26 protein-coding genes are annotated in these 24,971 nt (G+C 27.7%); all 26 read right to left on the bottom strand.

The annotated features are described in order from the left end of the window. Positions 1-9: 9 nt before the first annotated feature. The 26 genes from CLHOM_RS02990 to CLHOM_RS03110 all read right to left on the bottom strand — a co-directional run bounded on the left by CLHOM_RS02990 (position 10) and on the right by CLHOM_RS03110 (position 24,954). Positions 10-342: a hypothetical protein gene (locus tag CLHOM_RS02990; RefSeq protein ID WP_052220202.1), complete on the bottom strand. Its 333-nt coding sequence runs from the start codon at positions 340-342 to the stop codon at positions 10-12. Positions 343-477: 135 nt separating this feature from the next. Continuing rightward, on the bottom strand, positions 478-1,170 hold the full coding sequence (locus CLHOM_RS02995) for a Fic family protein (RefSeq protein WP_052220203.1): 693 nt from the start codon (positions 1,168-1,170) through the stop codon (positions 478-480). Positions 1,171-1,401: 231 nt separating this feature from the next. Beyond that, positions 1,402-1,578, bottom strand: coding sequence for a hypothetical protein (locus tag CLHOM_RS18265; protein WP_161803192.1), 177 nt, complete (start codon positions 1,576-1,578; stop codon positions 1,402-1,404). 145 nt (positions 1,579-1,723) lie between these two features. Further along, the gene (locus CLHOM_RS03005; RefSeq protein ID WP_052220205.1) at positions 1,724-1,951 is read right to left on the bottom strand and encodes an LbetaH domain-containing protein; all 228 of its coding nucleotides are present in this window, start codon (positions 1,949-1,951) and stop codon (positions 1,724-1,726) included. A gap of 11 nt (positions 1,952-1,962) precedes the next feature. Beyond that, positions 1,963-2,691, bottom strand: coding sequence for a phosphocholine cytidylyltransferase family protein (locus CLHOM_RS03010; RefSeq protein ID WP_052220206.1), 729 nt, complete (start codon positions 2,689-2,691; stop codon positions 1,963-1,965). Positions 2,692-2,720: 29 nt separating this feature from the next. After that, on the bottom strand, positions 2,721-3,317 hold the full coding sequence (locus CLHOM_RS03015; protein ID WP_052220207.1) for a gamma-glutamyl-gamma-aminobutyrate hydrolase family protein: 597 nt from the start codon (positions 3,315-3,317) through the stop codon (positions 2,721-2,723). After that, complete coding sequence (locus CLHOM_RS03020; RefSeq protein WP_052220208.1) at positions 3,314-5,659, bottom strand: PEP/pyruvate-binding domain-containing protein; 2,346 nt, start codon at positions 5,657-5,659, stop codon at positions 3,314-3,316. The genes CLHOM_RS03015 and CLHOM_RS03020 overlap by 4 nt, the downstream gene beginning before the upstream one ends. Positions 5,660-5,671: 12 nt before the next feature. Then, positions 5,672-6,439, bottom strand: a complete 768-nt coding sequence (locus tag CLHOM_RS03025) for a class I SAM-dependent methyltransferase (RefSeq protein ID WP_052220209.1) — start codon at positions 6,437-6,439, stop codon at positions 5,672-5,674. Position 6,440: 1 nt separating this feature from the next. Beyond that, positions 6,441-6,959 carry an adenylyl-sulfate kinase gene (gene cysC / locus CLHOM_RS03030; protein ID WP_052220311.1) on the bottom strand — a complete coding sequence of 173 codons (519 nt, stop codon included), beginning with the start codon at positions 6,957-6,959 and terminating at the stop codon, positions 6,441-6,443. Between the two features lie 37 nt (positions 6,960-6,996). Then, a complete protein-coding gene (locus CLHOM_RS03035) occupies positions 6,997-7,914 on the bottom strand; it encodes a radical SAM/SPASM domain-containing protein (protein ID WP_052220210.1) in 918 nt (305 codons plus the stop codon). Between the two features lie 84 nt (positions 7,915-7,998). After that, complete coding sequence (locus tag CLHOM_RS03040) at positions 7,999-9,159, bottom strand: sulfotransferase (RefSeq protein ID WP_052220211.1); 1,161 nt, start codon at positions 9,157-9,159, stop codon at positions 7,999-8,001. 82 nt (positions 9,160-9,241) lie between these two features. Beyond that, the gene (locus CLHOM_RS03045; protein WP_052220212.1) at positions 9,242-9,967 is read right to left on the bottom strand and encodes a polysaccharide deacetylase WbmS family protein; all 726 of its coding nucleotides are present in this window, start codon (positions 9,965-9,967) and stop codon (positions 9,242-9,244) included. A gap of 30 nt (positions 9,968-9,997) precedes the next feature. Further along, a complete protein-coding gene (asnB, locus tag CLHOM_RS03050; RefSeq protein WP_052220213.1) occupies positions 9,998-11,875 on the bottom strand; it encodes an asparagine synthase (glutamine-hydrolyzing) in 1,878 nt (625 codons plus the stop codon). Between the two features lie 70 nt (positions 11,876-11,945). Next, entirely contained in the window at positions 11,946-12,500 is a 555-nt protein-coding gene (locus CLHOM_RS03055; RefSeq protein ID WP_052220214.1) for an acyltransferase, read from the bottom strand. A 16-nt stretch (positions 12,501-12,516) separates the two neighbouring features. Then, positions 12,517-13,386 (bottom strand): NAD-dependent epimerase/dehydratase family protein, encoded by an 870-nt coding sequence (locus CLHOM_RS03060; protein ID WP_052220215.1) that lies wholly within the window; start codon positions 13,384-13,386, stop codon positions 12,517-12,519. A 41-nt stretch (positions 13,387-13,427) separates the two neighbouring features. Then, complete coding sequence (locus CLHOM_RS03065) at positions 13,428-13,820, bottom strand: hypothetical protein (RefSeq protein ID WP_052220216.1); 393 nt, start codon at positions 13,818-13,820, stop codon at positions 13,428-13,430. A 170-nt stretch (positions 13,821-13,990) separates the two neighbouring features. Next, the gene (locus CLHOM_RS03070; protein ID WP_052220217.1) at positions 13,991-14,200 is read right to left on the bottom strand and encodes a hypothetical protein; all 210 of its coding nucleotides are present in this window, start codon (positions 14,198-14,200) and stop codon (positions 13,991-13,993) included. Then, positions 14,149-14,352: a hypothetical protein gene (locus CLHOM_RS18115; RefSeq protein WP_161803193.1), complete on the bottom strand. Its 204-nt coding sequence runs from the start codon at positions 14,350-14,352 to the stop codon at positions 14,149-14,151. The genes CLHOM_RS03070 and CLHOM_RS18115 overlap by 52 nt, the downstream gene beginning before the upstream one ends. Before the next feature lie 44 nt (positions 14,353-14,396). Then, the gene (locus tag CLHOM_RS03075; protein WP_052220218.1) at positions 14,397-15,959 is read right to left on the bottom strand and encodes a glycosyltransferase family protein; all 1,563 of its coding nucleotides are present in this window, start codon (positions 15,957-15,959) and stop codon (positions 14,397-14,399) included. Between the two features lie 587 nt (positions 15,960-16,546). Continuing rightward, positions 16,547-18,655 carry a tetratricopeptide repeat-containing glycosyltransferase family 2 protein gene (locus CLHOM_RS03080; RefSeq protein ID WP_052220219.1) on the bottom strand — a complete coding sequence of 703 codons (2,109 nt, stop codon included), beginning with the start codon at positions 18,653-18,655 and terminating at the stop codon, positions 16,547-16,549. Between the two features lie 132 nt (positions 18,656-18,787). Next, complete coding sequence (locus CLHOM_RS03085) at positions 18,788-20,509, bottom strand: flagellin N-terminal helical domain-containing protein (protein ID WP_052220220.1); 1,722 nt, start codon at positions 20,507-20,509, stop codon at positions 18,788-18,790. Positions 20,510-20,694: 185 nt separating this feature from the next. Further along, the gene (locus CLHOM_RS03090) at positions 20,695-21,033 is read right to left on the bottom strand and encodes a flagellar protein FliT (RefSeq protein WP_052220221.1); all 339 of its coding nucleotides are present in this window, start codon (positions 21,031-21,033) and stop codon (positions 20,695-20,697) included. Between the two features lie 17 nt (positions 21,034-21,050). Next, positions 21,051-23,618: a flagellar filament capping protein FliD gene (fliD, locus tag CLHOM_RS03095; protein WP_052220222.1), complete on the bottom strand. Its 2,568-nt coding sequence runs from the start codon at positions 23,616-23,618 to the stop codon at positions 21,051-21,053. An 11-nt stretch (positions 23,619-23,629) separates the two neighbouring features. After that, complete coding sequence (fliS, locus tag CLHOM_RS03100) at positions 23,630-24,046, bottom strand: flagellar export chaperone FliS (RefSeq protein WP_052220223.1); 417 nt, start codon at positions 24,044-24,046, stop codon at positions 23,630-23,632. A gap of 134 nt (positions 24,047-24,180) precedes the next feature. Then, positions 24,181-24,465 (bottom strand): hypothetical protein, encoded by a 285-nt coding sequence (locus CLHOM_RS03105; RefSeq protein WP_052220224.1) that lies wholly within the window; start codon positions 24,463-24,465, stop codon positions 24,181-24,183. Between the two features lie 90 nt (positions 24,466-24,555). Beyond that, the gene (locus CLHOM_RS03110) at positions 24,556-24,954 is read right to left on the bottom strand and encodes a flagellar protein FlaG (protein WP_052220225.1); all 399 of its coding nucleotides are present in this window, start codon (positions 24,952-24,954) and stop codon (positions 24,556-24,558) included. Between the last annotated feature and the right edge of the window lie 17 nt (positions 24,955-24,971).

Below are 24,971 nucleotides of genomic sequence, written 5' to 3' on the forward strand. Positions count from 1 at the left end.
CTTTATACATTACATATATTCTATAGTCTTTAAAATTAAATCAAATCTTTCTACGGCCTCAGTAATATTTATTCTATCATTTTTAAGTTCCTGGTATAGTATATATAAGCTTGCGTTCAATCCTTCATCTACTGATTTCATTGCTTGCATCTCACTATATATTTGATCAAGAATTTTTTCCTTTAAATCTCTATTATGTAGAATATCCATATCTATATACTTTATAAGCTTATCTATACTTTTCACAATATTTTCATCGTAACAAATAAATTTTACTTTTGTTAGTTCATTAATTATTTTATTAATCTGTTCTAATTTTACTTCTATTTTAGTGTCTTTCAAGAGGATTCCTCCCAATACTTAAATTTAATTTACTATTAATTTATACTTAATTTATAATTTAAGTATATCAATAAATTGTAAAATAATAAAGACAATATTTGGCACATCGTATTTATTAATATGCACATACGTCAACTAATATCTTTCCAGACAATTATTACATAAAAATTCAAATACATTATCAGCTTCTCTTGTGTTATAAAAATCAATCATCAATGTATTAAACTGTAATTTATGTTTTGCTTTTATATTAAATACTCCTTGACCATTAGATATTAAAATCATATTAGCCACTAATCTAGCAGTTCTTTTGTTTCCATCATAGTAAAATTGATTTAAAGCACCCCATAGAAATATTTCAAAAGCTAAATCGGTTTTACTTTTACATCTTTCTATTAATATTGGTAATTCACTTTTAAAAATGTTTTCTAGTTCTTCCGCCTGTGGTGGTATAAACTCTGTACCTGCTATTCTTACTTGACCAGTTCTAAATGTACCACTAATTAAAGCTTCATCTTTTGCAACTATGTCATTAAATTTATTGAATGTATTAATATCAATAGATGTACTATCTTGAATTATTACTTCAAATAAATAATTCCAACCATTTCTAATCCTTAAAATCTGATGCTCATCACTTAACTTATGTCCCCCTATAGTAATTCCATCAAGTAAGGTTTGTACTTCAGGATAAGTAAATGGATTCCCTTCTAGATTAGCCATATTAAACACAACATCTGGTAATAAGTTCTTAACAAGCTTTATTAATTTTTTAGCATTTAATGCTGGATTTATATCTTCATAAGATTTACTCCTATTAAATAGCATAATCTTCACTCTCCATAAATTCTTTTATTAATTCAATTCTTCATCGTAATTCCTGCGGGATATTATTTAAACTATTAATCGTGCCTCTTACTATATATTTTAACATATGCAGTTATTTTTAAACAGACGAAAAGAAATATTAAAACTTATAAATAATAGAGTTATAATCCAAAGTAAAAATGAGCACAAACAGCTACTAATTTAGCCATTGATGCTCATTATAGTATTTTATCATTCTCTTCTATTATCATCCAAAATATCGTTTAAAATTAATATATCTGGTGAATCATTAATACCTGTAATTAATTTTTCTATCAATTTAATATTATTTTCAAAATTTATGTCTTGTGGTATTCTTAAAATCAATGTTATATCATCATTATTTGTATACTTACTAAACATATTCACTAATAACTTTTTTCCATATAGGGTATGGTTCATAAAAATCTGGTATAAATAATATAGATTTTTTCTTCTTTTCTATAATAATACCTTTAGGTAGAGTTTTTTTATCATAAAACTTATTAATAAATTTATCTATATCTTTTTGAAATCATTCCTTATTACCAATCCAAACATCGTTTCCTATTATTATTTGACCTTTTTGTTTTATTCTTTTATCTTTAAAGTTTAACACTCCTACTGAAGAGGTTGCTATAGATTTATAATCGTGGTTTCTATTTATTAATACTAATATATTATAAGCAATAGAACAATAATTTCCTATTTGTAGGTTAACAGTTTCATCCTCTGGAGTAATGTGTATGTCCATAGAATTCATATAAGATTTTACTAAAATACTTTGAATAATCTTTTATATAAATTTAAATCTTCTTTGCTGTCTACCTCAAGCCATTGTTCATCACTTGGTATTGCATAAATATTAATTCCTTTCTCAATAAGCCTATTGAGCAATGTTGTCATATCTAAACTATTTTTGTCCTGCTCAGATAAGCCATCTATATATTTTTTTATATTTTTCCATCCATCTGGTTTAATTTTTAATATTCCCATATATTGACCTTGTATTTCACTTACTGCACTTGTCTTTTTACCTATCTCTACTAAAATTCCTTTAGAATTAATTTTAAAACTTTCAGCATCTGATAAAGGATCATCAAATCTCACTCTCCAAAGCTTAAGCCAATTAGTATTATATGTTATACTAATATCTGAATCATTATTTTTTAACAAATCAATTACCTTTGATTTATAAATAATATCAGAATAACTAACAATACATTCATATTTCTGCAGCCATTCATCCGCTTCATATAATGACATAACCATATTAGTTTTATCCCAGTTATTATTATCAAAATAAATTACATTTGAAATATCAATTTTTTCTTTCTTATATCCTCGAACTATGGCAATTTCGCTAATGCCTGCACAATTCAGTGCTTCTATCTGCCAATCTAATAAAGTTTTGCCGAACAATTCAGTTAAACATTTAGGATGATCATTAGTTATATCCCCTAAACGACTACCCCTTCCTGCTGCTAATATTATTGCTTTCATAAAATAAATTCTCCAATCTTAAAAATAGTTTATTTATAAAAATCATTAAATAAATTAATATCTCGTTTAGAAAATGGATAAATCCTCTCTGGGTGCCACATTATCCCTAAAACATTGTATTTTACATGTTTTATAGCTTTTATTACACCGTCAGTAGCCATAGCTGTCACAAGTAATTCATTATTAGACTTTTTACTACCCCAATTATGAAAACTATTAACCGTTTCTACCTTGCCATTAAGAATAATTTGCTGACTATTACTTATATGACCATTTACTTTTTCTAAGGATATACCAAAATAGTCTTGTATAAATTGCATACCTCTACAAACCCCTAATAAAGGTATATTATTCTCTATAGAAAAATCCATGCAAAATTTTTCTACATTATCTCTTTCTAGGGAATTTCCTTCATATTTTATAAGACTATTTCCCCCAGTAAACAACATTCCTTGAAGTTTAAGTGAAGAAATGATATTTTTTACTACTTCTAAGTTATTTGGTAGTAAAATAGGCGTTAAATTACACTGATTTAAAAATTCAATCCACTTTTGATCAATGGAATCTCTTTTTTCATTATATTCTTTTATAAAGTCTACTCTTTGAGTTACACCAATTAGCTTCATTTCAAAATCTCCACCTTTTTATTGGCACAATCTATATATAGCAGTTTTGCTTTATTCCATTTATTGTAAAGGACTTCTCCTGCTCCTATTACTGCTGGTATACCTAGTTCACCTGCTCTTATAGCCATATGTGAATTCATTCCTCCATACATAGTTACAAATCCAGCTATTTCATGTGAAAATATCCAATCATATCCCGGATCAGCACTTGGTATAAATAAGATTCCTCCATTTAAATCTTTTGACTTATCTGAAAAAGTTACTTTTGCTGTAACATTTTTCAAAGTTATATAATTAGGTTCAAGGCTCGGTTGATTAAAAGTCCATATATCTTTCTCTTTAATGATTAAAGGAGGTAAAACTATTTGTTTTGTTGTTTCATAAGAACTCTTTCCATAAGCTATACTATTATAAAGAATTTTCTTTACGTTTTCTGATGAAGAATATAATGTCTTTATAATATTTATATCTGAATAAGCACAATCCTCAACGCTAAATCCATTTTCTTCTCCTAGTTGTTTAAATAAAGTAATAGCATCGCTTAAACTCTTTGTAAATATAAACTTCGAATACTCTCTGCCCTCTATAGCTATTTTAATGAAATCAAAAAGCCCTAAAACATCTTGTACTAAATTATGCTTCTCCAAAAGTTCTTTTATTTTATTTAATTGTTTTAATGACAAAACAAATCTCTTATCATCACCACTTTTATTCTTTTCTTGAAAATTCCAATCAAAATATTTATTAGGTGCTTCATCATATCTAGAGGATAAAATATCATATGTTCCTGGTCTTAAATGTCCGTACTTTTCTATAAATGCTTTTTTACTTAAGTTTTCAAAATCCTTTGACATATTTGAACTTACAGTGTCTAAGTCACCCATAAACCTTTCATAGTCTTTTTCTGACAATATACCAATACTGACTAATGACTTTAACATTTGAACAGCTACGAATCCAGCTCTTGCAAGTCCTGCAAAAGGAAGTGTTCCATATCTTTTACAATCTTCTAATAACCAATAAATTTTTGATACCTTATCTAGCGAACTACTTATTATTTCTTCTCTACGTTTTTCTAATCTTTTAATCTTTTCAATATCATTTTTCCATAATCCATCTTTACCATCTATAATTTTATTAGTCAGATATCTCAGGCTATCACATATCTTCGCACATTCTTCTTCTTTAAACTCATAATCCAATAGAACTTTTATTCGTTCCTGAATATCTAAGGTATAGCATGAAAAGATTATTCTAAACTCTACTTTATCATGTAAGCTTGGATTTTCAACTAATCTATCAATATAATAATTTACAAGCTTTTCACTCAAATCATCTTCTAATGTTGCTGGTAAAAAAGAATTAAAACTAACTCTTACATCTATATAAGGCAATCCTCCAAAATTAATCATTAATGGAAAACTTCTTAAGTTTTTATATCCATAATTATTTCTTTGATATGCCCATATATTATCCGTAACAACTTCTTTATATAAGGAAAGTGCTAAATTTTTAGGTCTTATTCCTATTATTTCAGCTGGATTCCAATCAGGCATTACTCCCAAAACTGTCCTTTTACCATATAAATAAGGATGCCTTGTATTTAGTACTTTGAATTTCTTTTCTATACTTTCTAAAACTTTATTTAATGTAACATTTTCCATACAATCTACTGTACAAGCAATTTCTTCATTTACGCTATTTATACATAATGGTCTAACTTGTAATAAATAAACATTGCTATCTTTTGTTATGGCAAATTCAATATCTAAGCTATCACTTTTAAAAATATTCTCTAACTCATAGATCATATTTATAACCTTGCTTAGGTTTTCGTTGTATACCTTGTTATATCCCTTAAAGTGATAACAAACCTTCGTATTATTTGAGCTACCAGAAGTTACCGAAGACGTAGATCCTGTAGTATCATCGTAATTTATAACTATATAATTTCCCCCAGTATTAGGATCTTTACTGAATGCTACACCACTTATTATTACATTTTTAAGCATAGGCTGTACAAAAACTTGGTTGCCTCCATTATTATCTTTAAAAGAAGCAATAACTTTATTTATTGATTCTTTTAAATTATCAACACCTTTAACATCAGTAATTGATAAAAAATGTCCTGCTAAAGATTCACTAGAAGAATCTTCATTTATGGCACTACTTCTAACTATTAAATCAATTTCATTCCAATTGTTTTTCAATATTCTTTTTATTACTTCACCTGAATTGTCCATCCATTCTTTTACACTTAGTCGTACTTGAGGTAAAACATTTGCTGATTTAATTATTTTTGAAAGATTTTCCAACGTTTCTGATTTAGTACCAAAATACATATAATAATCACCTTACTTTGCTCGTACTGTCCATGCTCTTGTCTTGTATGGTATTTCTATTTTGTCAATTTTCTCTACTAGCTTTTCAATTTCACTCATTATTATTTTAAATTTATCTGGTCCAGCCTGAACTTGTACATCATTAACCGAACGCCAAACTTGTAAATATCTTTCTTTATCCATAATTTCTATATGAGATGCTTCACAAAATATTAAATCATCAAAATATTCGGTAGAAAGCAATTTTTCTTCAATATCATCCATATTTTTTTTAGAACCTGAAGAAACTCTTTTTAAATTTGGTACAATTTTATATATTATTTCTTCAACTTCTTTATTTATTGTACTCTTATCAATGTCTCTTGGATTCCATAATGCAGTAAAAAAGCCTCCTGGCTTTAATACTCTATGAAATTCTTTTAATGCTAACTTATGATCTGTCCAGTGAAATGAAGATGCCATAAATATCCAATCAACTGAAGTATCTTCTACATTAGTATTCTCTGCACTTCCGCTCATCCATTTAATTGAATCACCATAATTACTTAATTCCTTAATTCCTTCTTCGCGCATAGCATCATTAGGTTCTACACAAATACCTTTTAATCCAATATCAAGAAGATTTTTGCTTAACTTACCTGTTCCTGCACCCACATCTGCAAATTTAAAATTTTCTTTATAACAACCAATATAACTTCCTAATACTCTTAATACTCTTTCCGAATATCCTGGTCTTGCACTATAAAACTTTGCTAACTCAGTAAAATCTCCATGCTTCATATTAACACTCCTTAACTAGTTCTATAATTTTGCTTACAATTTTTATTGGATCAACACTACCATCATTTAATATTATAATGTCTGAGTTTTTCGGTTCCTCAAACTCTATATCTATACCCATAACATTTTTAATTTCACCTTTTATTGCCCTGCTATAAAGCCCTTTTTGATCTCTCATAATTAATATATCCATAGGTACTTTAATATAAATCTCTTTATAATTTTTTATATTCTGTTTGTTCCACTCTCTACATTCATTAAACATTGATATAGTAGAACAAACCACATCTATCCCTTGATCAGAAAGAGCCTTACAAAGCCTTGAATTTCTCATAGCACTTTTCTTTCTATCATTTGCTGAATATCCGAGATCACATCCAAATACTTCCCTTAAAATATCACCATCCAGGAAAACTATATTATTCTTGTTTTCTTTTAGTTTCTCATATAATAACTTTCCAATAGTGGTTTTCCCCGCACCTGAAAGCCCCGTAATCCAATAAACAAATCCGTTTTTCATCACAAAAATTTCATCCTCTATAATAATTTTATCAAGATTATTCTACTCTTGAATAAATCTTGCCTATCATTCCTTCATCTATATAGTACATTTTCCAGTGATCACAATTTTTGCATACTATCTCTCCAGTATAATCATTTTCTTCGTGCATTTTTCTTACTTTTTTATACTGTATTGAATCCCATATATTCTCAATAGAATTTTCTTTTACATTTCCCAAATCTAATTTATTATTCCAATCGTGATTGCATAATGCTATATCACCATTCCAATAAACAACCATGTCTTGATAAACTTTACGGCACGGCATTCTTTTATCATATTTTAATATTTCTTCTGAAATACTTCCAAGATTTCCATTGTTACTATGTTCTACATATACTCTTACCTTATCTACATGTTTTAGCCAAAATTCAATGAATGCTTCTTGATCTTTTTTATATTCTTCAATATCTACAGTTGAAATCTGAATTTCTGGAATATCTCTACTGTTTTTTTTAGCGTTTTTACATTTTTCACAAAAATATACGATATTTTCTATGCTTTTATTTAAATTTCCATTTTTTCTAGTTTTTGAATATATTTCCTCTTTTATAGTATCTAAACTAAAAGAAATGAAATCTATGCCTGATTCAATCAATTCTTCTGATAATTTTTTATCTAATAACAACCCATTCGAAGCCAATTGAATCGGGCCTATCCCCTTCTTCTTGGCATAACTTATAAATTTTACTAATTTAGGATGCAATAAAGATTCTCCCCTAAAAAACAATACTATGGCAACTGGTAAATTGTTAGCTGCTTCATCTATAATTTTATAAAATAATTTTTCTTCCATAAATCCAAGTTCCATATCCACTAAATTTCTTGGACAAAATGAACATTCTAAATTACATGTATTATTCAATTCAATAGTAATTCTATTTGGAAATTTATTAATTGAATACGCTGACATTTGCTCACATCCCTTACAAATTTAAATTATTATTTACTAACCAATATTTCTTACATTTTAGTTCTAATTAGTTCTAAATAATCTTTAAATTACAAAAGCCTCTTTAGCATTAGCACTACCATAATTTAAAGAACTATATTCTTCCATTATAATATCAAACCTATTTTCATTATATAAGCTTACCCATCTTGATAAAATATGGTTATTTTCTATTTCATGTACATTTAATTTATAAAACCGTTCAATTTCATTATAGAAATTTAATTCATCTACTTCTAATGGCATTATATAATTAAAACCTTTTTCTATGTACTTAATATTATTAATTTCATCTTCATTCAAAGTTTTATTATATGAGTTAATTCTATCATTAGATTTACCATCAGAAACCTTAGCTAATGATGACTCGGTAAGCAACAATCCATTCATAACCAATATGTCTGATTTAGTTTTCGTTTCCTCTAGTAGTATATCATCAAATTCTATATTTAATTTATTACATACATGTAACATAGAATTCAGTCTATCATTATGTAAGTTTTCAAATTTTAATACAATATAATGTTGATCATTAAATTCATAATTCAAATGAGCACAAATAATATTCCAAAAACACCTTGTTAACTCAGCATCAATTACTTCTTTTTTTAAAGTCATATTCTTTGGATCACCAATATACTTTAAATGATGAAGCAACATATTCTTTCTAGATGCAATAACATCTATGTAATTTCTAATAACCTGAATAAAATAAGCGTTATTTTTGCAGTTACAAAAACTCTGCGGTCCAAAATTATAAAGATGATCATCTTGATAAACAATATATTTTGAATTACAATATTGCTCGCTACAGCTTTGAGAATAAAGATTAATAAACCCTTCACAATATGCATTGAAAAATTTATAAAGATTATCTTTTGTAACATTAGTACCTATTTTTTGAAACAAATCTAAAACATTATTCTTTAATTTAAAATAATCAATGTTTTCATCATCTAAAATATTTTTTCGTTGCAAATTGTACCATTTATCTCCAACAAATGTGAAATGTTTTTTAGATAATACTTCCCAAAATTCATATGCATTTACTTTTTCAAATCCAAAAAATGGCCACCCTCTTGGCTTTGAACATGCCACTTCAACTCTTGGTGGGTAAAGAAAAATGGATTTATGTCCAGCCAGCAGTTGAAATATTAAACTAGAACCATTTCTAGACATAGCATTAATAAAAATAGATTTTTTCATATATAATTTCCTTTCCATGTTAAAATCAACAACTAAAATTGCTTTTAGCTTTTAGCATTTAACTTTATTTTTCTTGAACAATTTACATACTAATATTATAAATACATTGAAATTTTATACTTTTTTCTCTAGAAACATGAATCAGATTTTCCAAAAATACCCTTGCTCCATTATTAGAATCTTTATTTATAAAATCTTTTAGTTTATCTGACTCATGGTAATATTCTTTAGCTTTTCTGTACCTCTGCAAATTTTCTGTATTCAAAAATAAATGTATGGGATGAAAATTAAATACCTTTATTCCATCATAATCAATAAATCTATTAACGTCCCAATCTTTTTCATCTCCATTTTCAATATCTAAGCAATGAACATCGTCTTCCCAAAAAAAGGGGATTCGTAAAATTCCATTCCAATGATAATAAGGCTTAAGTAAAATATTACTTCTTAAAGGTATGTATGTATTTGTTTCATACTTTAATCCTTGTTTTTGATATAAGTCTAAAATGTTTGAGCTTTGCATTAAAGAATGTGTTCTAACACTTTTAGCTTCTTGAACGATTGTCTTTAAATAAATTATGGAATTTTCCATATCAGTAATTCCACTTATTTGATTAAAATTAGGATGAATTCCTAATTCTATTTTTGAGTTTTTTCTTAGCTCTGTAATTAAATCCGTTTGATGTGTAATAAAAAAAGTTGCTGAAACATCTTCTTTATTAAATAGCTTTATAGTTTCTTTTAAAACTTCATCACATGCCCAATCCACATCTAATGTTATATAAATAGTATTTTTGAATTTATCCAACTGTGTATGCCTCCTTATTTTAGCTATAAATTACAAAAAATTATCACACCAAATTTCAAAGTTTAACAAAGACCAAATTAATAATCTCCTATTATTTTTTCCTTCTAAATGTTCATAAATCAGTTTACTAACTGCGCCAAAATCCAAATATTCATATATACGTGCAGACTTATTTAATATTTTTTTTCTCACAAACTCTATGCTTTCACCCCTAAACCAACTTGCATCCGGGGCTGAAAAGCCTTGTTTTTTACCATTTAGAATATCTTGAGGCATAAGCTTGTCCATAGTTTTTCTAAATATTAATTTTCCATCTTTTGTATTACTAAAATATTTTTCTGTTTTAGAACCAATTTCATTTTCATTAATACGAATTGTTTCTGAAAAGTTTTTTAATTTTAGTTCTACTGGTAGCTTCATTGCGAAGTCTACTAAATCATTATCTAATAGTGGAACTCTAGTTTCTAAACCATTAGCCATACTTATTTTATCTTCAATTACCAAAAGACCATGCAAAAATGTTTTTGCTTCAAAATACATAGAACTATTTATATAATCTTTAGGTGTCATTAATAACGGTTGATTGTTTTGAAATACATCCTTGAATATGTCTCTAGTCCATACATGTTTTACACTATTCCAAATTGGCGAAAATACATTTCTAATTTCTTTATTTGGAATTAATCTCTGCCAAAATAAATAGTATTTATCTATATAATCTTCAAAATTATCATTTACAGCAGCCTTATAGTATCTCCATGGATATCCACCAAATAGTTCATCACCACCTGTTCCTGAGAGAACTACTTTTACAAATTTAGAGGCCAGTTGTGCAGCATAAAAATTAGGATAACTTTGACCAACTCTTGGTTCCTCAACATGATAAACTAGCTTATTTAAAATTCTTTCCATATCACCAGCTTTTAAAATCATTTCATAATGTTCTGTTTTAAATAAATAAGACATATATTCAGCTTTTTCTCTTTCATCAAATCCCAATTCTAGTCCAGATGCAGAAGTTAAATCAAATCCACAAGTAAATGTCTTTATATATGGTAGTAAGGTAGCTGCTATAGATGTAATAGCTCCCGAATCTATTCCTCCACTTAAGTATGAACCTATACCTACATCTGCAACTAATTGTCGCTTTACCGATTGTTTAATCAACCTGTTTAATTCCTCAATATATTCTTCATCTTTTCCATTGGTATTTTCTTCCACAAAGTTAAAATCCCAGTACTTTACCAAGTTTAATTTGTCAATTTTGTCATTTACAGATATAACAGACCAACTGCCCTGTGGAAATAATTTAATTCCTTTAAAAAAAGTCTTATCGGTAAAAATATTTTGAAAAGTAAAATACTCCAATAAACATTCTAAATCCAAATCTTTTTTAAAGCTTTCATAACCTATTATAGCTTTTTGCTCTGAAGCAAATACAAATGTATTATTTATAAATGCATAATATAGAGGTTTTATTCCATATCTATCCCTAGCTAAAAAAAGTTCTTTATTTAAATTATCCCATATAGCAAAAGCAAACATACCATTAAAATATTGTACACATTGGTGACCCCATATTTCATAGCATTTAAGTACAACTTCTGTATCAGTTTTAGTGTTAAACTTATGTCCTTTTTTTTCTAGTATACGCCTTAATTCATTAAAATTATATATTTCCCCATTATATGTAATTGTATATCTGCCATCATCACTTGTCATTGGTTGTCTACCTAATGAAGATAAATCTATAATTGATAATCTTCTATGTCCCAAACCAATATATTTGCTAATATAAATATTTTCATCATCTGGTCCTCTATGTGCTAATAAATTTGTCATTTTTTTTAACATTTTTTCTAAAATTGGTTTTTTATCAAAATTTAACATACCAACTATTCCACACATTTTTCCCTCCCAACTAAGCATCCATTATATTAGCCAATTAAAGATTTATAAATGCTTATTTTTATTGTAATTATTTATCAAAATACTTAAATTTTACATTATCTTTTTCAATTACTACTTTTCCAACCACTCTTGCTGGAGTTCCAATTGCAATTGAATAATCTTCGATATTTCTATTTACAAAACTATTTGCTCCTATAACACAATGATTACCAACGCTAACATTTTCCTTAATTATTGTCATGCTTCCAATATACGTATTATGTCCAATATATACATCTCCTTTTTTAAATTCCACTTTTCCTCCACTTACAGCGTGCATTGCCGCATCATGAGTATATATTTGAACACCTGTTGATATACTACAAAAATCGCCTATTGTAATCGTACCACTTACCGCTTCTAACATAGTAAACGGTCCAATCCATACTTTCTTTCCTACCCTAACATCTCCCATAACAACACTGCTGTCATATATTGTAGTGTCTTCACCAAAATCAAGCCATTTTGCTTTTTCCCATCTATCAAAAAATAATTCGTTCGTAGGTAAAACTCTATTCCATTCCTTATACATCTCATTTCTTTTTTTCCAAATATACTCATCTAATTTTATTTTTTCGTCCATAGAATGTTCTCCTCGCTTACAAATTTCCATCTTTCAATACATAACGTATTCCATCATTAAATGGTATTTGAGGTTCTCCTAATATTTTAATCATCTTACTTATATCCCCAGTTAAATTTTCTGCTAGTAAATCTTTATTAAACACATACTTAGGTTTTATATTTAATATTTCACCAATTTTATCTGCAACATATTTTAAGCTCAGTATTTCCATTCCTCCAACGTTTATTTTTTCACTTTTATTAAGGAGTTCAGCACATAAAACAGCTTTTGCTGCATCCTCCGCATATATAGGGTTAATTAGTATACCTTCATCACCTGAAATAAAAATAGGTATACTATTTTTTATATTGTATATCAGTCTAGCAATAAGCATAGATTCTTTTTGATTACATCCATATACATAAAAAAACCTTAAAGTTTTTATATTCATATACTTCTCATAGTTTTCACAAAGAATTTCAGAACATATCTTTGTAGCAGAATAGAAACTCATCTCTTTATTAAAATAAATAGATTCTAGTTCACTTTTTACATTATTATAAACTGAACCAGAAGATGCATAAATAAAATTTTTCACATTATTTCTACGAGAATATTCTAATAATTTTAATGTACTAAATGTATTTACACTAAAAATTTTCTCAGAATAATCAGGAAAATCTCTATAATGCTCTGATTGAGCTAAATGAATAACTGTATCAATATTTTTAGGAAGGAGATTTTCATCCCAATCTTTTTCCAAATCAATTTGTATTGTTTTAATATTTTGATTTATTTCATTTGAATTTCTGTTTAAAATATAAATTTCACTATCTATATTAATTAATTTAAGAATATATCTTCCTATTAGACCAGTAGCCCCAGTTATTAAATATCTTTTCAAATAAATTCATCCTCCAAGGTTTAATATTATATTCTTCAAATTTAATATACATTTGTTGGTCTAGAACATTTACTACAAAACTCTTCACTTTTAGGCAAGTGGCCACATGGATAAATGTTTCCTTCGAAATCTATAGCTGGTGGTATTGTTCCCAAAATTCCTGCACACCTCGTTTCCCTTTTAAAATTATTCTTATATAAAACAAGTTTATTATTTTTATAAAGTTGCTTAACATCATATCTACTATATTCTTGTTTTTTAGGTATCCATTTTTTGGGGTCAACCCCGCTTTCTTTATAAGCTGTAGTAAGTTGATATACAGCTTCATCACCGCCTGCAGTTATTCCTAACTTCATTGCATTTTCAACTTCATTAATTAAATGCTTAAATAATATCGTTTTTATTTTAATTATTGGATACTTATAATTTATCACTCTTTTTGCCGCTGCTATTCTTGAAACATTAGAAACTATTTTATCAAAATTACCATTTATTCTATATTTAGAATAAGATTCATTTGTAAATCCATCAAAAGCAGCTTCTAAAATACTTAGTCCACTTTTTGCAATTGCAAATGGATCAATATCTAATAATAAATTTAAATCTATGAGTATTGTTGCATTGGTTTTATTTCTAAGTTTTTTATCCTATTAGTGAGATTTTTATCTAAAAGAGGTTCTCCTGCATCGTACATAATATATAAATCTATAGAATTCATTTTAGGAAGTTCATTCACTATCTTATCAAAAGTATTTTCATTTATTAAGCCTCTTTTGTTATAGTTGTTATCCACTGCAGTGGACATATTGGGCATTTCAGATTGCATCCTCTTATAGTTTCTATAATAATTTGTTTAGGTAACATATCTTCAACTAGATACTTTAAATTTTCATCAGAATATTTATCTTTATTGATTGTTGCTAAAAATTTATTAACATTTTTCTTATCTTTAACAACATCTTTCAAATCCTCTGTAGACAGACTCTTGAAAGGTACATCTCTAATTAAATTCACATTTTTTTATTTTCGATATTATCATATATTTTCAAGAACTGTTTTACAATAATATTGACATCATGATATTTTTTTACATATTCTCTACCCCTACTACCAATTTTCTCTCTTAACTCTTTGTCTTTGATTAATTTTTCTACTACTTCTTTTATATTATTTGTATTTGCTATAACTACGGGTAAATCATCTGGATATCCCTTTTTCATAAAATCACAAATATTTGAAATTACAACTTTATTCATAGCCATACATTCTACTGCTAATCCTCCATAGCCATGTATAACTTGATCAATAACAATATCTGATCTTCTATAAATTTCCTTAGCTTCTTCATGTGAAACACCTTTAATTAGTTTAAAATCAAATTCATATATTTTTTTTAATTCTTCAATAGCGTCTAATATATATTTTGTTCCTTTAACTTCTGGATTAGTAGGAGCATGTACAATTAAAAGTCTAGAATTTTTACCATTATTGTTACTAGTATCCTTATACTGTTCTAAGTCAATTGGAATTTTCACAAAATGTATATTAGGATAATATTCTTTAACATACTCATTTAACTCATAATCTGCTACTATACAATTAGAAATATGCTTAGAAATATACCTTATTTTTTTTACCGTTATGTCCTCATCTAATCTTTTAAAATAAGAGTCTGAAAGTAATCCCCAATAAGGATTTACTCCTATTGCTTTCGAATACATTCTTACATCAGAACCAACATTATGCATTACAACTTTTTTGTTTAACATCTTTAATATAATTAAATCTGAATAATTTAATGTTAAAGAAGTATTAAAGAAAAAATGAAATACATCAAATTCAGCAATCATCATAGCAGCTATTTGTATAATTTTCTCTTTAGCAATACCATTATTTTTCGGGTTTTTTACATCAAAAGTAAAGTCAACTTTATAATCTAAATAATTTGGATAATAATTTAGAGAAAAAGCTTGATAGCCCATACTCTGCAATTTTTGTGAATAAGAGTGTATATGATTTGCAATTTCAATGCTTCCGTATAATATCTTAATATTTTGTTTTATCTCAACTTTTCTTTTTTTTATAAAATCATCAGGATTTAAAACTACATTAGGATTAAGCATTTGCCTTCTTGCATACTCTTCCACTTGAGATTTATATGTCCTAATTTTGTTTTTAATATCTTCACTGTATTCTTTATATTCTATGTTATCTATTATTTTAATCAATTCATTTTTAGTATCTTCATTTTCAACATAGAACAAAGCTTTTTTATAATTAATAATTGCTTGAAAATCATTTCCTAGCCTTTCATAAAGAAACCCTAAATTATATAACAAATCAAAGTTATTATGGTCTATTTTTAGTCCATTAAATAATATATTTTCTGCTGTCTCTAGATTTCCTTCCATAATTGAAATTACTGCATCTATTGAGTAAATTTCTATATCTCTAGGATTTATTTTTTTATATTCATTAGTTAATGTCTTAGCTTCAGTTAAATTTCCATTGTCTACTAATATTTTAATATTTTCTTTTATGTCGGATTTTATTTTATTAATATCTTGATCCAATGTATCCCTTCTTTCTGCAATCTTTATCTATTTTTACTAAAAAGTAACTCTTTAGAACACAGTACTACAATGTCTTCTCTCCCAATATAAGTTGTTCCACAAATCTCAAAATCAATATAAAACAATTTATTTTGAGTTATAAAACTATCAGTAATTCCTAATCCTATATTTTAAGAAATACATGTTTTTTCAAAAGAATTTATATTTTTAAAATCCTCCGTTTTAACAATTTTACTTATCTTTCTTTTTTTGTTAATATTTGCAAAAACTATTAATGTCTTATATACTATCTAATATACAGAATAAACTTTTAAACCAAGAATATCTTTTAAATTTTCTTCCCCTACAATAATAGGAGCTCATAAAAATTGTGCTAGTATACAATTCAACTCATACCCTCTATTTAATTATTTCTTCACATTATTAAATTTCTTTGCTTTATAACTTATTATTAACATTTGATTCTCCTCGATTTACAGAATATATCCTTCTGCTCTAAGTTTTTTCATTTTATAAATTCTTATAAAATATTAATTGAAATTTCAACATTTAACTTATTTTAATAGAGTCTTCTAATTTTCTTATGCTTACATTTTATATCTCTCATTATCTCTATTAGAATTTATTAATGCTATCTGTGATTTTAATAAAACCATTTCAATATCGTCTGGTACAATTTTCTCATACTCACTAATCAAAGATTTAGCCTCTGTAACTTTTTCTTGCTCGATTAAAGATTTTACATTTTCTTTCAACTGCATCTTAAGCTTTTCCATTTCAACATTATCTGAATTATGTTTCTCTACTACATCATCTAATAAAAGTTCAATACCTTTCTTCATCATAGGCACTTTCTCTAAAGCTTTTCTCAAATATTTTATGTATTGTAATTCATTATCTTTATATAATCTTTCTGCCTTATACATATATAAAAATAATATTTCTTCATCATTTTTCATATCATATATTAATTCATTTATTAAAATATTTTTATTATATAGTAACTCTACATAACTTATTCCAGAAGTTAAATACTCCTTAAACATCTTTAAATACTCCATATCATCTATATTTTCCATTGACAATACAGTTCTTAGCAATACCTTTCTTGTTTTTATGATTGCAAAATCTTCATTTGAGCTAAGCCTCATTAAATATTCTAATACAACTTTTCTAGAATCCTCGTGATGATCTTTTATAAACTGAAGGTATGTATTTAAATTTTTTTCACTTATATTTAAAAATATTTGTTCTACCGCTTTGCCTAAATTAAACATTATATAAAATAAATCTCCAAAAAAATCTATACAATTATTAAAATCAAGTCTACCAATCAATTCATTAATTCTGTCATTCAAAGTGTTATAATTATCATAATAAGCAATTCTAACTTTATTTAGTAAACCATAGTTAGTTGAATCCTTCGCAAATTTTGTATATATAATCATGTTATCTTTTGTATAATAGTGTTTAATATTATCTTCTATTGAAAAGATAAAATTGTTATATAATTCTTCATCCTTTTCTATTTTTTTGTCATCATAAAACTTTATTATCTCGTTTATTTTCCCTAGATTCAAAAATACTTTCACAATATCTCTCAAATTTTCTTTAATAACATTTGTATTTTCTGTTCTATTTATTATTTCAAAAGCTTGATCGTATTGAGATTTAGCAAGATAAATTTTAAAAAGGCTTTCATGAGCAATGAATTCTTTATCTAACGTATATATAACCGAAGTTGTTTCTTTTATAGAAAAGGATTTTTTATATTTGTCAATTAATAACAAGTATTTTTCGAAATTTATTTGTGAATTGTTAAAATCATTTTTATCATATTGTAATTTTCCTAAATATAAATAACCATCTATATTTTTTTCATCTATAGATATAGATTCTGCAGAAACATCTTCTGCTTCCCTAAATCTATTATTTACTAAATAACATTTTATTAATTGATTATATATATACATATAATTTTTTTTCTCTTCCTTAGTTAATTTTGAAAGAGAGTTGTATGCAATTAATGCTTCATCTAGTGCATCCTTAAAATCATCATGCATAGCATATGAAACAGATAACTGAAATCTATAATAGATATGATTTGGATTTTTTTCCAACTCTTTTTTCAGCATATTACTAGTACGTATAAATTTTTTCTCCATTAGTTCTTTATCATCATTCATATATCCATAATGCATTAATTCTGAATTAATCTGTATTATAGGCTCTTTATAAACTGGTTGATTATGTATACTTCCTTTATACCTTAATTCTTTATCTCTCTTGAATAATCTTGGAGATTTTAATTGCGAAAAAGTATCAAAATTATTTTTACGAAAAACATTTTTAACTATTAATATACCAGTTTTATAAAAATTACTTTCATTAGAATTAAGAAATTTTATAATGTCTTTGCCATCAGCCACTTCCTCATCTGCATCAATTATTAATATCCATTCACCTTTTGCATAACTTATTGATATATTTCTCATTTCTGAAAAATTATTATTCCAATTATGAAAATAAACTTTATCTGTATATTTTTTAGCAATTTCTACTGTTCTATCATCTGAACCAGTATCTACTATTATAATTTCCGCTTGTAAATTATTTACTATATATTGAAGACTATTGAGACATCTATCTAGATTCTTTTCCTCATTCTTTACTATCATACATACACTAAGTTTCATACTTTATTCATCCTTTCAAAATTACTCTTTTACTCGGTTCATTTAATATATTTCAATTATCGTATAGTAGTGATGTTTCTTTAATGAAAAAGAGAATGGTTTCCCATTCTCTTTAAAATATCTGATTATTCATTATCTTAGTAATTGAAGAACTCCTTGTGGTTGTTGATTAGCTTGTGCAAGCATTGCTTGTGCAGCTTGGCTAAGAATGTTATTCTTGCTAAATGACATCATTTCTTTAGCCATATCCACATCTCTAATTCTTGATTCTGCTGATGTTAAGTTTTCTGAAGATGTTCCAAGGTTAGCTATTGTATGTTCTAATCTATTTTGATATGCACCAAGGGAAGATCTTTGAGCAGATACTGTCTCGATAGCATTATTTATAACTTTGATTGCTGCAGAAGCATTATCGTGACTTGATACATCAAGAGCATATTCTGTTCCTGTATTTGTTGTACCGTCAGTTACTTCTTTTGTTGATACAAACTTAGCTCCACTTACAACACCTTGATCTACTCCAGCTGATGTTCCTGAAATTTTTAGGGCCTGTGATCTCATGTCATTAATGTCTATTTGGAAACTTTGTCCCTGATTTGAACCTATTTGGAACTTAGCAGTGAAGGTTCCTCCGGTTGAAGATGATCCTGGTACAAAATCTCCTAATAAATCATCCAAATTATCTCCAGAAATGCTTACAAATGGCTGAACGCTATCTTCTATCTGAGTTGTTGACACATCAGAAGTTATTGTAATTTTACCACTTGTAATAGCCATTGTTGGTTTATCTGCTCCAAAAGTTGCCGTAAATGCATCATTAAATTCAGTAATCAACTCACCAAGAGAATCACCCGAGAAATCAGCTCCTAAAGTAATATTGGCTGTAGTTCCATTGTGATTAACAGTAAATGTTTTTCCTGCCCAATCTGATGCAGTAACACTATCTGTATTTTGAACAGTTTTGCTACCTGTAATTACAGCATTTTCTACTGCTGTTCCATCAGCAGTCATAGTTATAGTTGCAGCTGCTGTTCCAAATCCTAACAGATCTTGGAAATTATCTGCTGCTGATACAAAATCAATTTGCAATGTTTCACCAGTTCCTGCAGTTTTATTAGTAAATGAAATTATACCCTCATCGCTTACGTTAATATTAGCTACTTCTGCTAAAGCAGTTGCACCATCTTTCATGTTATTTAATAAAGTTGTTTTAAGATCATCAGAAGTTTTACCTGTACCATCTCCCCAAAGCACTTTCATTGTAGCACCATCAATACTGTATGCTTTTGCATCAATAGTTATTGTAAAAGTTTCTCCAGCAGTTGCAGCTGAAAAGTCTGAAGTTAAATCAGTAGCATTCAATCCTTTAATAGTAGCTCCTGTTGCTGCAGTACCACTTGCTTCTGTGCTTGAAAGAGCTACACCACTTGCAGAAGCACCACCATCAAGTATTTTCTGAGTATTGAATTCTGTTGTATTACCTATTCTGTTTATTTCAGAAGTTAACTGATTAATTTCTTTTTGAATTTCATCTCTATCAACTGATACGTTAGTATCGTTAGCAGATTGAGTTGCTAATTCTCTCATTCTTTGAAGAATAGAGTGTGTTTCATTTAACGCACCTTCTGCTGTTTGTACCATAGAGATACCATCTTGAGAGTTTCTTGTAGCTTGATCAAGACCTCTAATTTGTGCTCTCATTTTTTCAGAGATAGCTAGTCCAGCTGCATCGTCACCTGCTTTATTAATTCTTAAACCTGAAGATAGTTTTTCCATTGATCTTCCTGCTGATGCAGTATTTCCAGTCATCATTCTGTGAGCATTCATAGCATTCATGTTGTGATTAATAATCATAAAAAAATCCTCCTTGAATTTTATTTAGCACACTTCCTTGTGTACTATACTTATTACTTATTTATAGTAAGCTTATTAGCCTTCTACCTTATTAACTTTGATGATCATCATAGTTTTTCTTTTTTAAGGATACTCATTTATCGTATTTGTTTCCTTATACTTTATACTTATTTTTAAACTATTTTTTATATTTTTTTATTGAAAAACAACGCATCTACATAGAATTTTTTATTGTAAGTTTTATTTGCATTTTTATTTTCTAAAAGCTTATCCAATTTGATTCTTAGTTTATTTTTTTTCTCAATCACTACATCATTAAGTCTTTTTTCAAAAAACATAATTTGCAGTTCATTTGCAATCACCGAAAACTCTTCAATAGTATAGTCCATCTCTCCAATTGTCTCTATAACAATTTGGCGTTTATTTAATAATTCGCTAATAGGATCATAATCTTCCATTTCAGAACTTTCTATAATCTGTAAAGTATAATTTTTGTATTTGGTTAAAGCTTCTCTTAAATCCATTACCAAAACACCTCAATTTAGTTACTGCTAGTTCCAAGTTGCTGAGCCAACCATGCTGATTGTGCATTCATTTGATTCATATAGGCCTCAAGACTAGCAAATTGTTTATAGTATCTGTCTTCTTTTTCAGAAATACTTGCAATCATTTCCTTTATGATTTTATCCTTCTCTTTTACTTGGTCTGATAATAAGTTGTCCAGCTCTGATCTATCACCCTTAATACCAGCCTTTTGAACAAGAGATCCTTTACCATCCATAGTTCTTGTATAGTCTTTTAGTATATCATTGATGGACTGCAATACACCTTCTTCAGAATTTCTTGTTAATCTTTGATCTTGAGTTAAGGATGCACTATATATGGGCTGACTAGTGGATGACTTGGTGAATAATCTAGCAATCTGATCTCCTTTGTTTGATAATTCGCTTTTAAGTTTAGTTTCATCTATGACTAATTTTCCTCCTGACATATAATCAGAAGAAACTGATATTCCTATATCTGATAATGTAATACCCACACCTTCTACAGATTTATTCACAGCACTTCTTAAACTATACATCATATTCTGAAGGTCACTATCGTTTTTTAATAATCCTTGTTTTGCCTTCTCTTCCCACTGTTTAATTTCATCTTCCTTCATATCTTCCTTCTGATCATCTGTGAGAGGTTTATAGTTTCTATCATACTTTTCTGTAAGCTTTGTGTTAATTTTATCAATAATATCATTATACTTACTTACAAAATCTTTTATCTTATCAAAAGCCTTGGTAGAATTCTGTGTTAATGTTATAGTCATCTCTTTATTAGGATCACTACTATGGGTATCTTGAAGTAAATTATAAGTTACACCATCTACTGTGAAATTATTTTTAGATTGATAAATTGTTGAACTATTTCCTTTAGGATCCTTTATCGTAACAATTGCATCAGAACCATTTTTAAGATAACTTCCAGTACCTGTAACTCCAAAGATACTGTTTAAAAAATTTTTACTTGAGGTATCTGAATCATTCCATTCTATTTTAAGTTCCTGATTTGCTCCTGTATTGCTTGATTCTATAGTGAACTTTCTTGAAATTTCACTGTAGCTTGTTTTCACATCAGCTTTTGCTGATATATCATTAAGAATATCATTTATACTTTTATTTTTATCTGCCCCTGAAAAATTATATGTTATTTTTTTACCGTTAACAGTAAACGATAAAATACCACTACTATTGCTGCTCAGCAATCCTGCCATTTTATCGTAGGAAGATGGATATATTTGTGTAGTTGATGAAGGAAATCCTAGTGTAGTCATAGCAGTTCCATTTACTGTTACTTGTGAGCTTGGACTCGTATTCACAAACTCTATCTTATTACCATCCCAGGAAAGTTGTGCTTTTATTTTATCTGTGTCTGCACCTATTTTATCATTTATTGCTTTTATTAAACCAGTTGTATCGTTTCCTAAATCATAATCCCCTGAATCTAATGTTATTGTTTTTGTAGTTCCTGCAAAATTAAAAGTTAAAGTTTTATTGCTGTCATCAATCTTAATTTTAAATTTCATAGTATCTTTTGCATCAGAATTATTATCGGCTATGTTAGTGGTTCCATCACCATTCTTACCTGTTACAGTAAGAGCAATGCTATTCCAAGTTAACCCGGGATCTTTATGAGTATCATCAATAACATAATCATTAACAGTACCATTTGTAATTGTAACGCTACTTGTTGCATTCAATTTTTCAAAAATCAACTTAGAGTTAGTTCCATCATATATTGCTTTTGCTTGAACTTTATCTACAATTAATCTTTCACCTGTAGTAGCATCTTTAATATTTCCTATTTGCGTATTTATACTATCTGCCATTTGCTGCATAGTATAATTTCCTGGTTTCAGTTGAACCTCATAGTCATGACCATCTACAAAAATTGTTATAGTTTGAGTTTCGTCTTCATTAATTGCAGTAGTATCAGGATCATCTTCATGTAAAACCTTAATTGGAGCAAATTTTATTCCAGTTCCATCTGTAGCAACTTGTGCAGATACATTTGTTATACCTGCTGACTTTAATTTACTATTAATATTAGTAGCTAATGCAGACATACTATCATAAGTTGCTTTATCTATAGTTATGTCTGTACCATTTACATTTAATGTTTTATTAGAATCATCTATAACTGGCTTTATAGCAACATTGCTGGTTGCTTGTTTAATAGTTTGAATCACTCCATCATTAGTTGTTGAAGCTGTTTTTGCAAGAGTTATATCCTTAACTATATAGTTTCCATTTAAAGCACCTGATCCACCTACTGCCGTTACTATTGCTGAGTCAGTAGAAGTTGGATAAGTTGTATCAAAAGTATTGTAACTATTACTAGAAAGCATATAAGTGTCTGGTTTCAGCACATCAAAATAACTACTTTGAAATACATTCATTGCACCAAGCAAATCCCTATATATTTCTTGTTTCCATTGTAAAATCTGTTTATCTTGCTTTACCTTATCTAGTCTAGCATTATAAGGACTCAACAATTGTTTTACTGTGTTATCTGTATCCATACCTGTTGCCATACCTGTAATTCTAAGCATATTACTCATTTTATCACCTTCTAACTCTTAGAATTGAAACTTAATCTTTTTACTTCGGTTCCCTTAGAAATTTTATAAGCTTGTTCCCATGTATCTCTTAGATCTTCAATTAAAGGTAAAACCTCATCTATAATGTGTACATCTTTTCTTATATTTGCATCTCCTAGTCTTCTTACAGTAAATTCATATATACTCATTAGCTGCTGTCCCCATTCGCCAGCTTGGTTTACATCTAATGTAATCATCAATTCATAAAATATATCTTGTGTCTTTCTTATATTATCATGTGCTTTTTGAATATCCTTATCAATCATTGCTTGTTTAGCGATTTTAGCATATTTTACTGCTCCATCCAAAAGCATTAATAATAATTGTTCCTTTGAAGCATAGTTAATACTATTATTCTTATATGCACTATATGCATTACTAGTGTTCATTTTTAAGACCTCCCACTAAATATGTCTCATTAATCTTTTTATCGTAATTAGTAATTATTACTTTATATTTCCATAAATACTTTCAATAAAATTTTAGCATGCAGGTTGATTTATGTCTGCATGCTATTGACCAACTAACGTTTCGTATCTAAAAATCTGCCTTGATTCAATTCACCAATATAATCATCTTTCAAAGCATCAACATTTATCTCTTGAAACTTTACGGCATTTACCATTATTCTTTCTTTTTGAGATTTTTCTAACTGTTCTTTAAAGCTTCCACCCTGATCTTGACTACTATTTCTGCCATCTTTATTAACTTTAGTCAATTCTTTATAGTTGTGCACTTTGCCTTCTTTTGTAGCATCATTTATAATTTGTCTAACTTCGGTGTCTATTTTATTTAATCTATATTCCATATAAACACCACCCTTTTTTTAGGTACTAGGTGCTAGGTGCCAGATACTAATTTCCTAGAACCTAGGCCCTAGGACCTAGCACCTGCATTATTACGCTTTTTCGTCAAAAATTACTCCTGCAAGTTTGCACATTTCAGCTACCATATCTAATATTTTTTTAGGAGGCAGTTCTCTTATTACTTCTTTTGTATTTTTATCAATTATTTTAATAACAAAATCATTTCTAAATTTATCATGTCTTTCATACTGTACATAAGTACTTTCCCCTTGTAAAAACTTATTTAACTTATCTACAGCACTCTTAACATTCTTTTCATTAACTTCTTTATATCTCTCTTCTCCATGGTCTAGGTCTTTACTAGCAGATTCATTATTTAATACAGGCAATTCCACATTTTCATTTGTATTTATTTCTCCAAAAGATAAATTAATATTATTTATTGTGTCTAAAGCATTCTGTCTTCCTTGACTTAAAATACTTATAGCCATTTTTCACACTCCTTTTT

The organism is Clostridium homopropionicum DSM 5847, assembly GCF_001263795.1.
Taxonomy (GTDB): domain Bacteria; phylum Bacillota; class Clostridia; order Clostridiales; family Clostridiaceae; genus Clostridium_H; species Clostridium_H homopropionicum.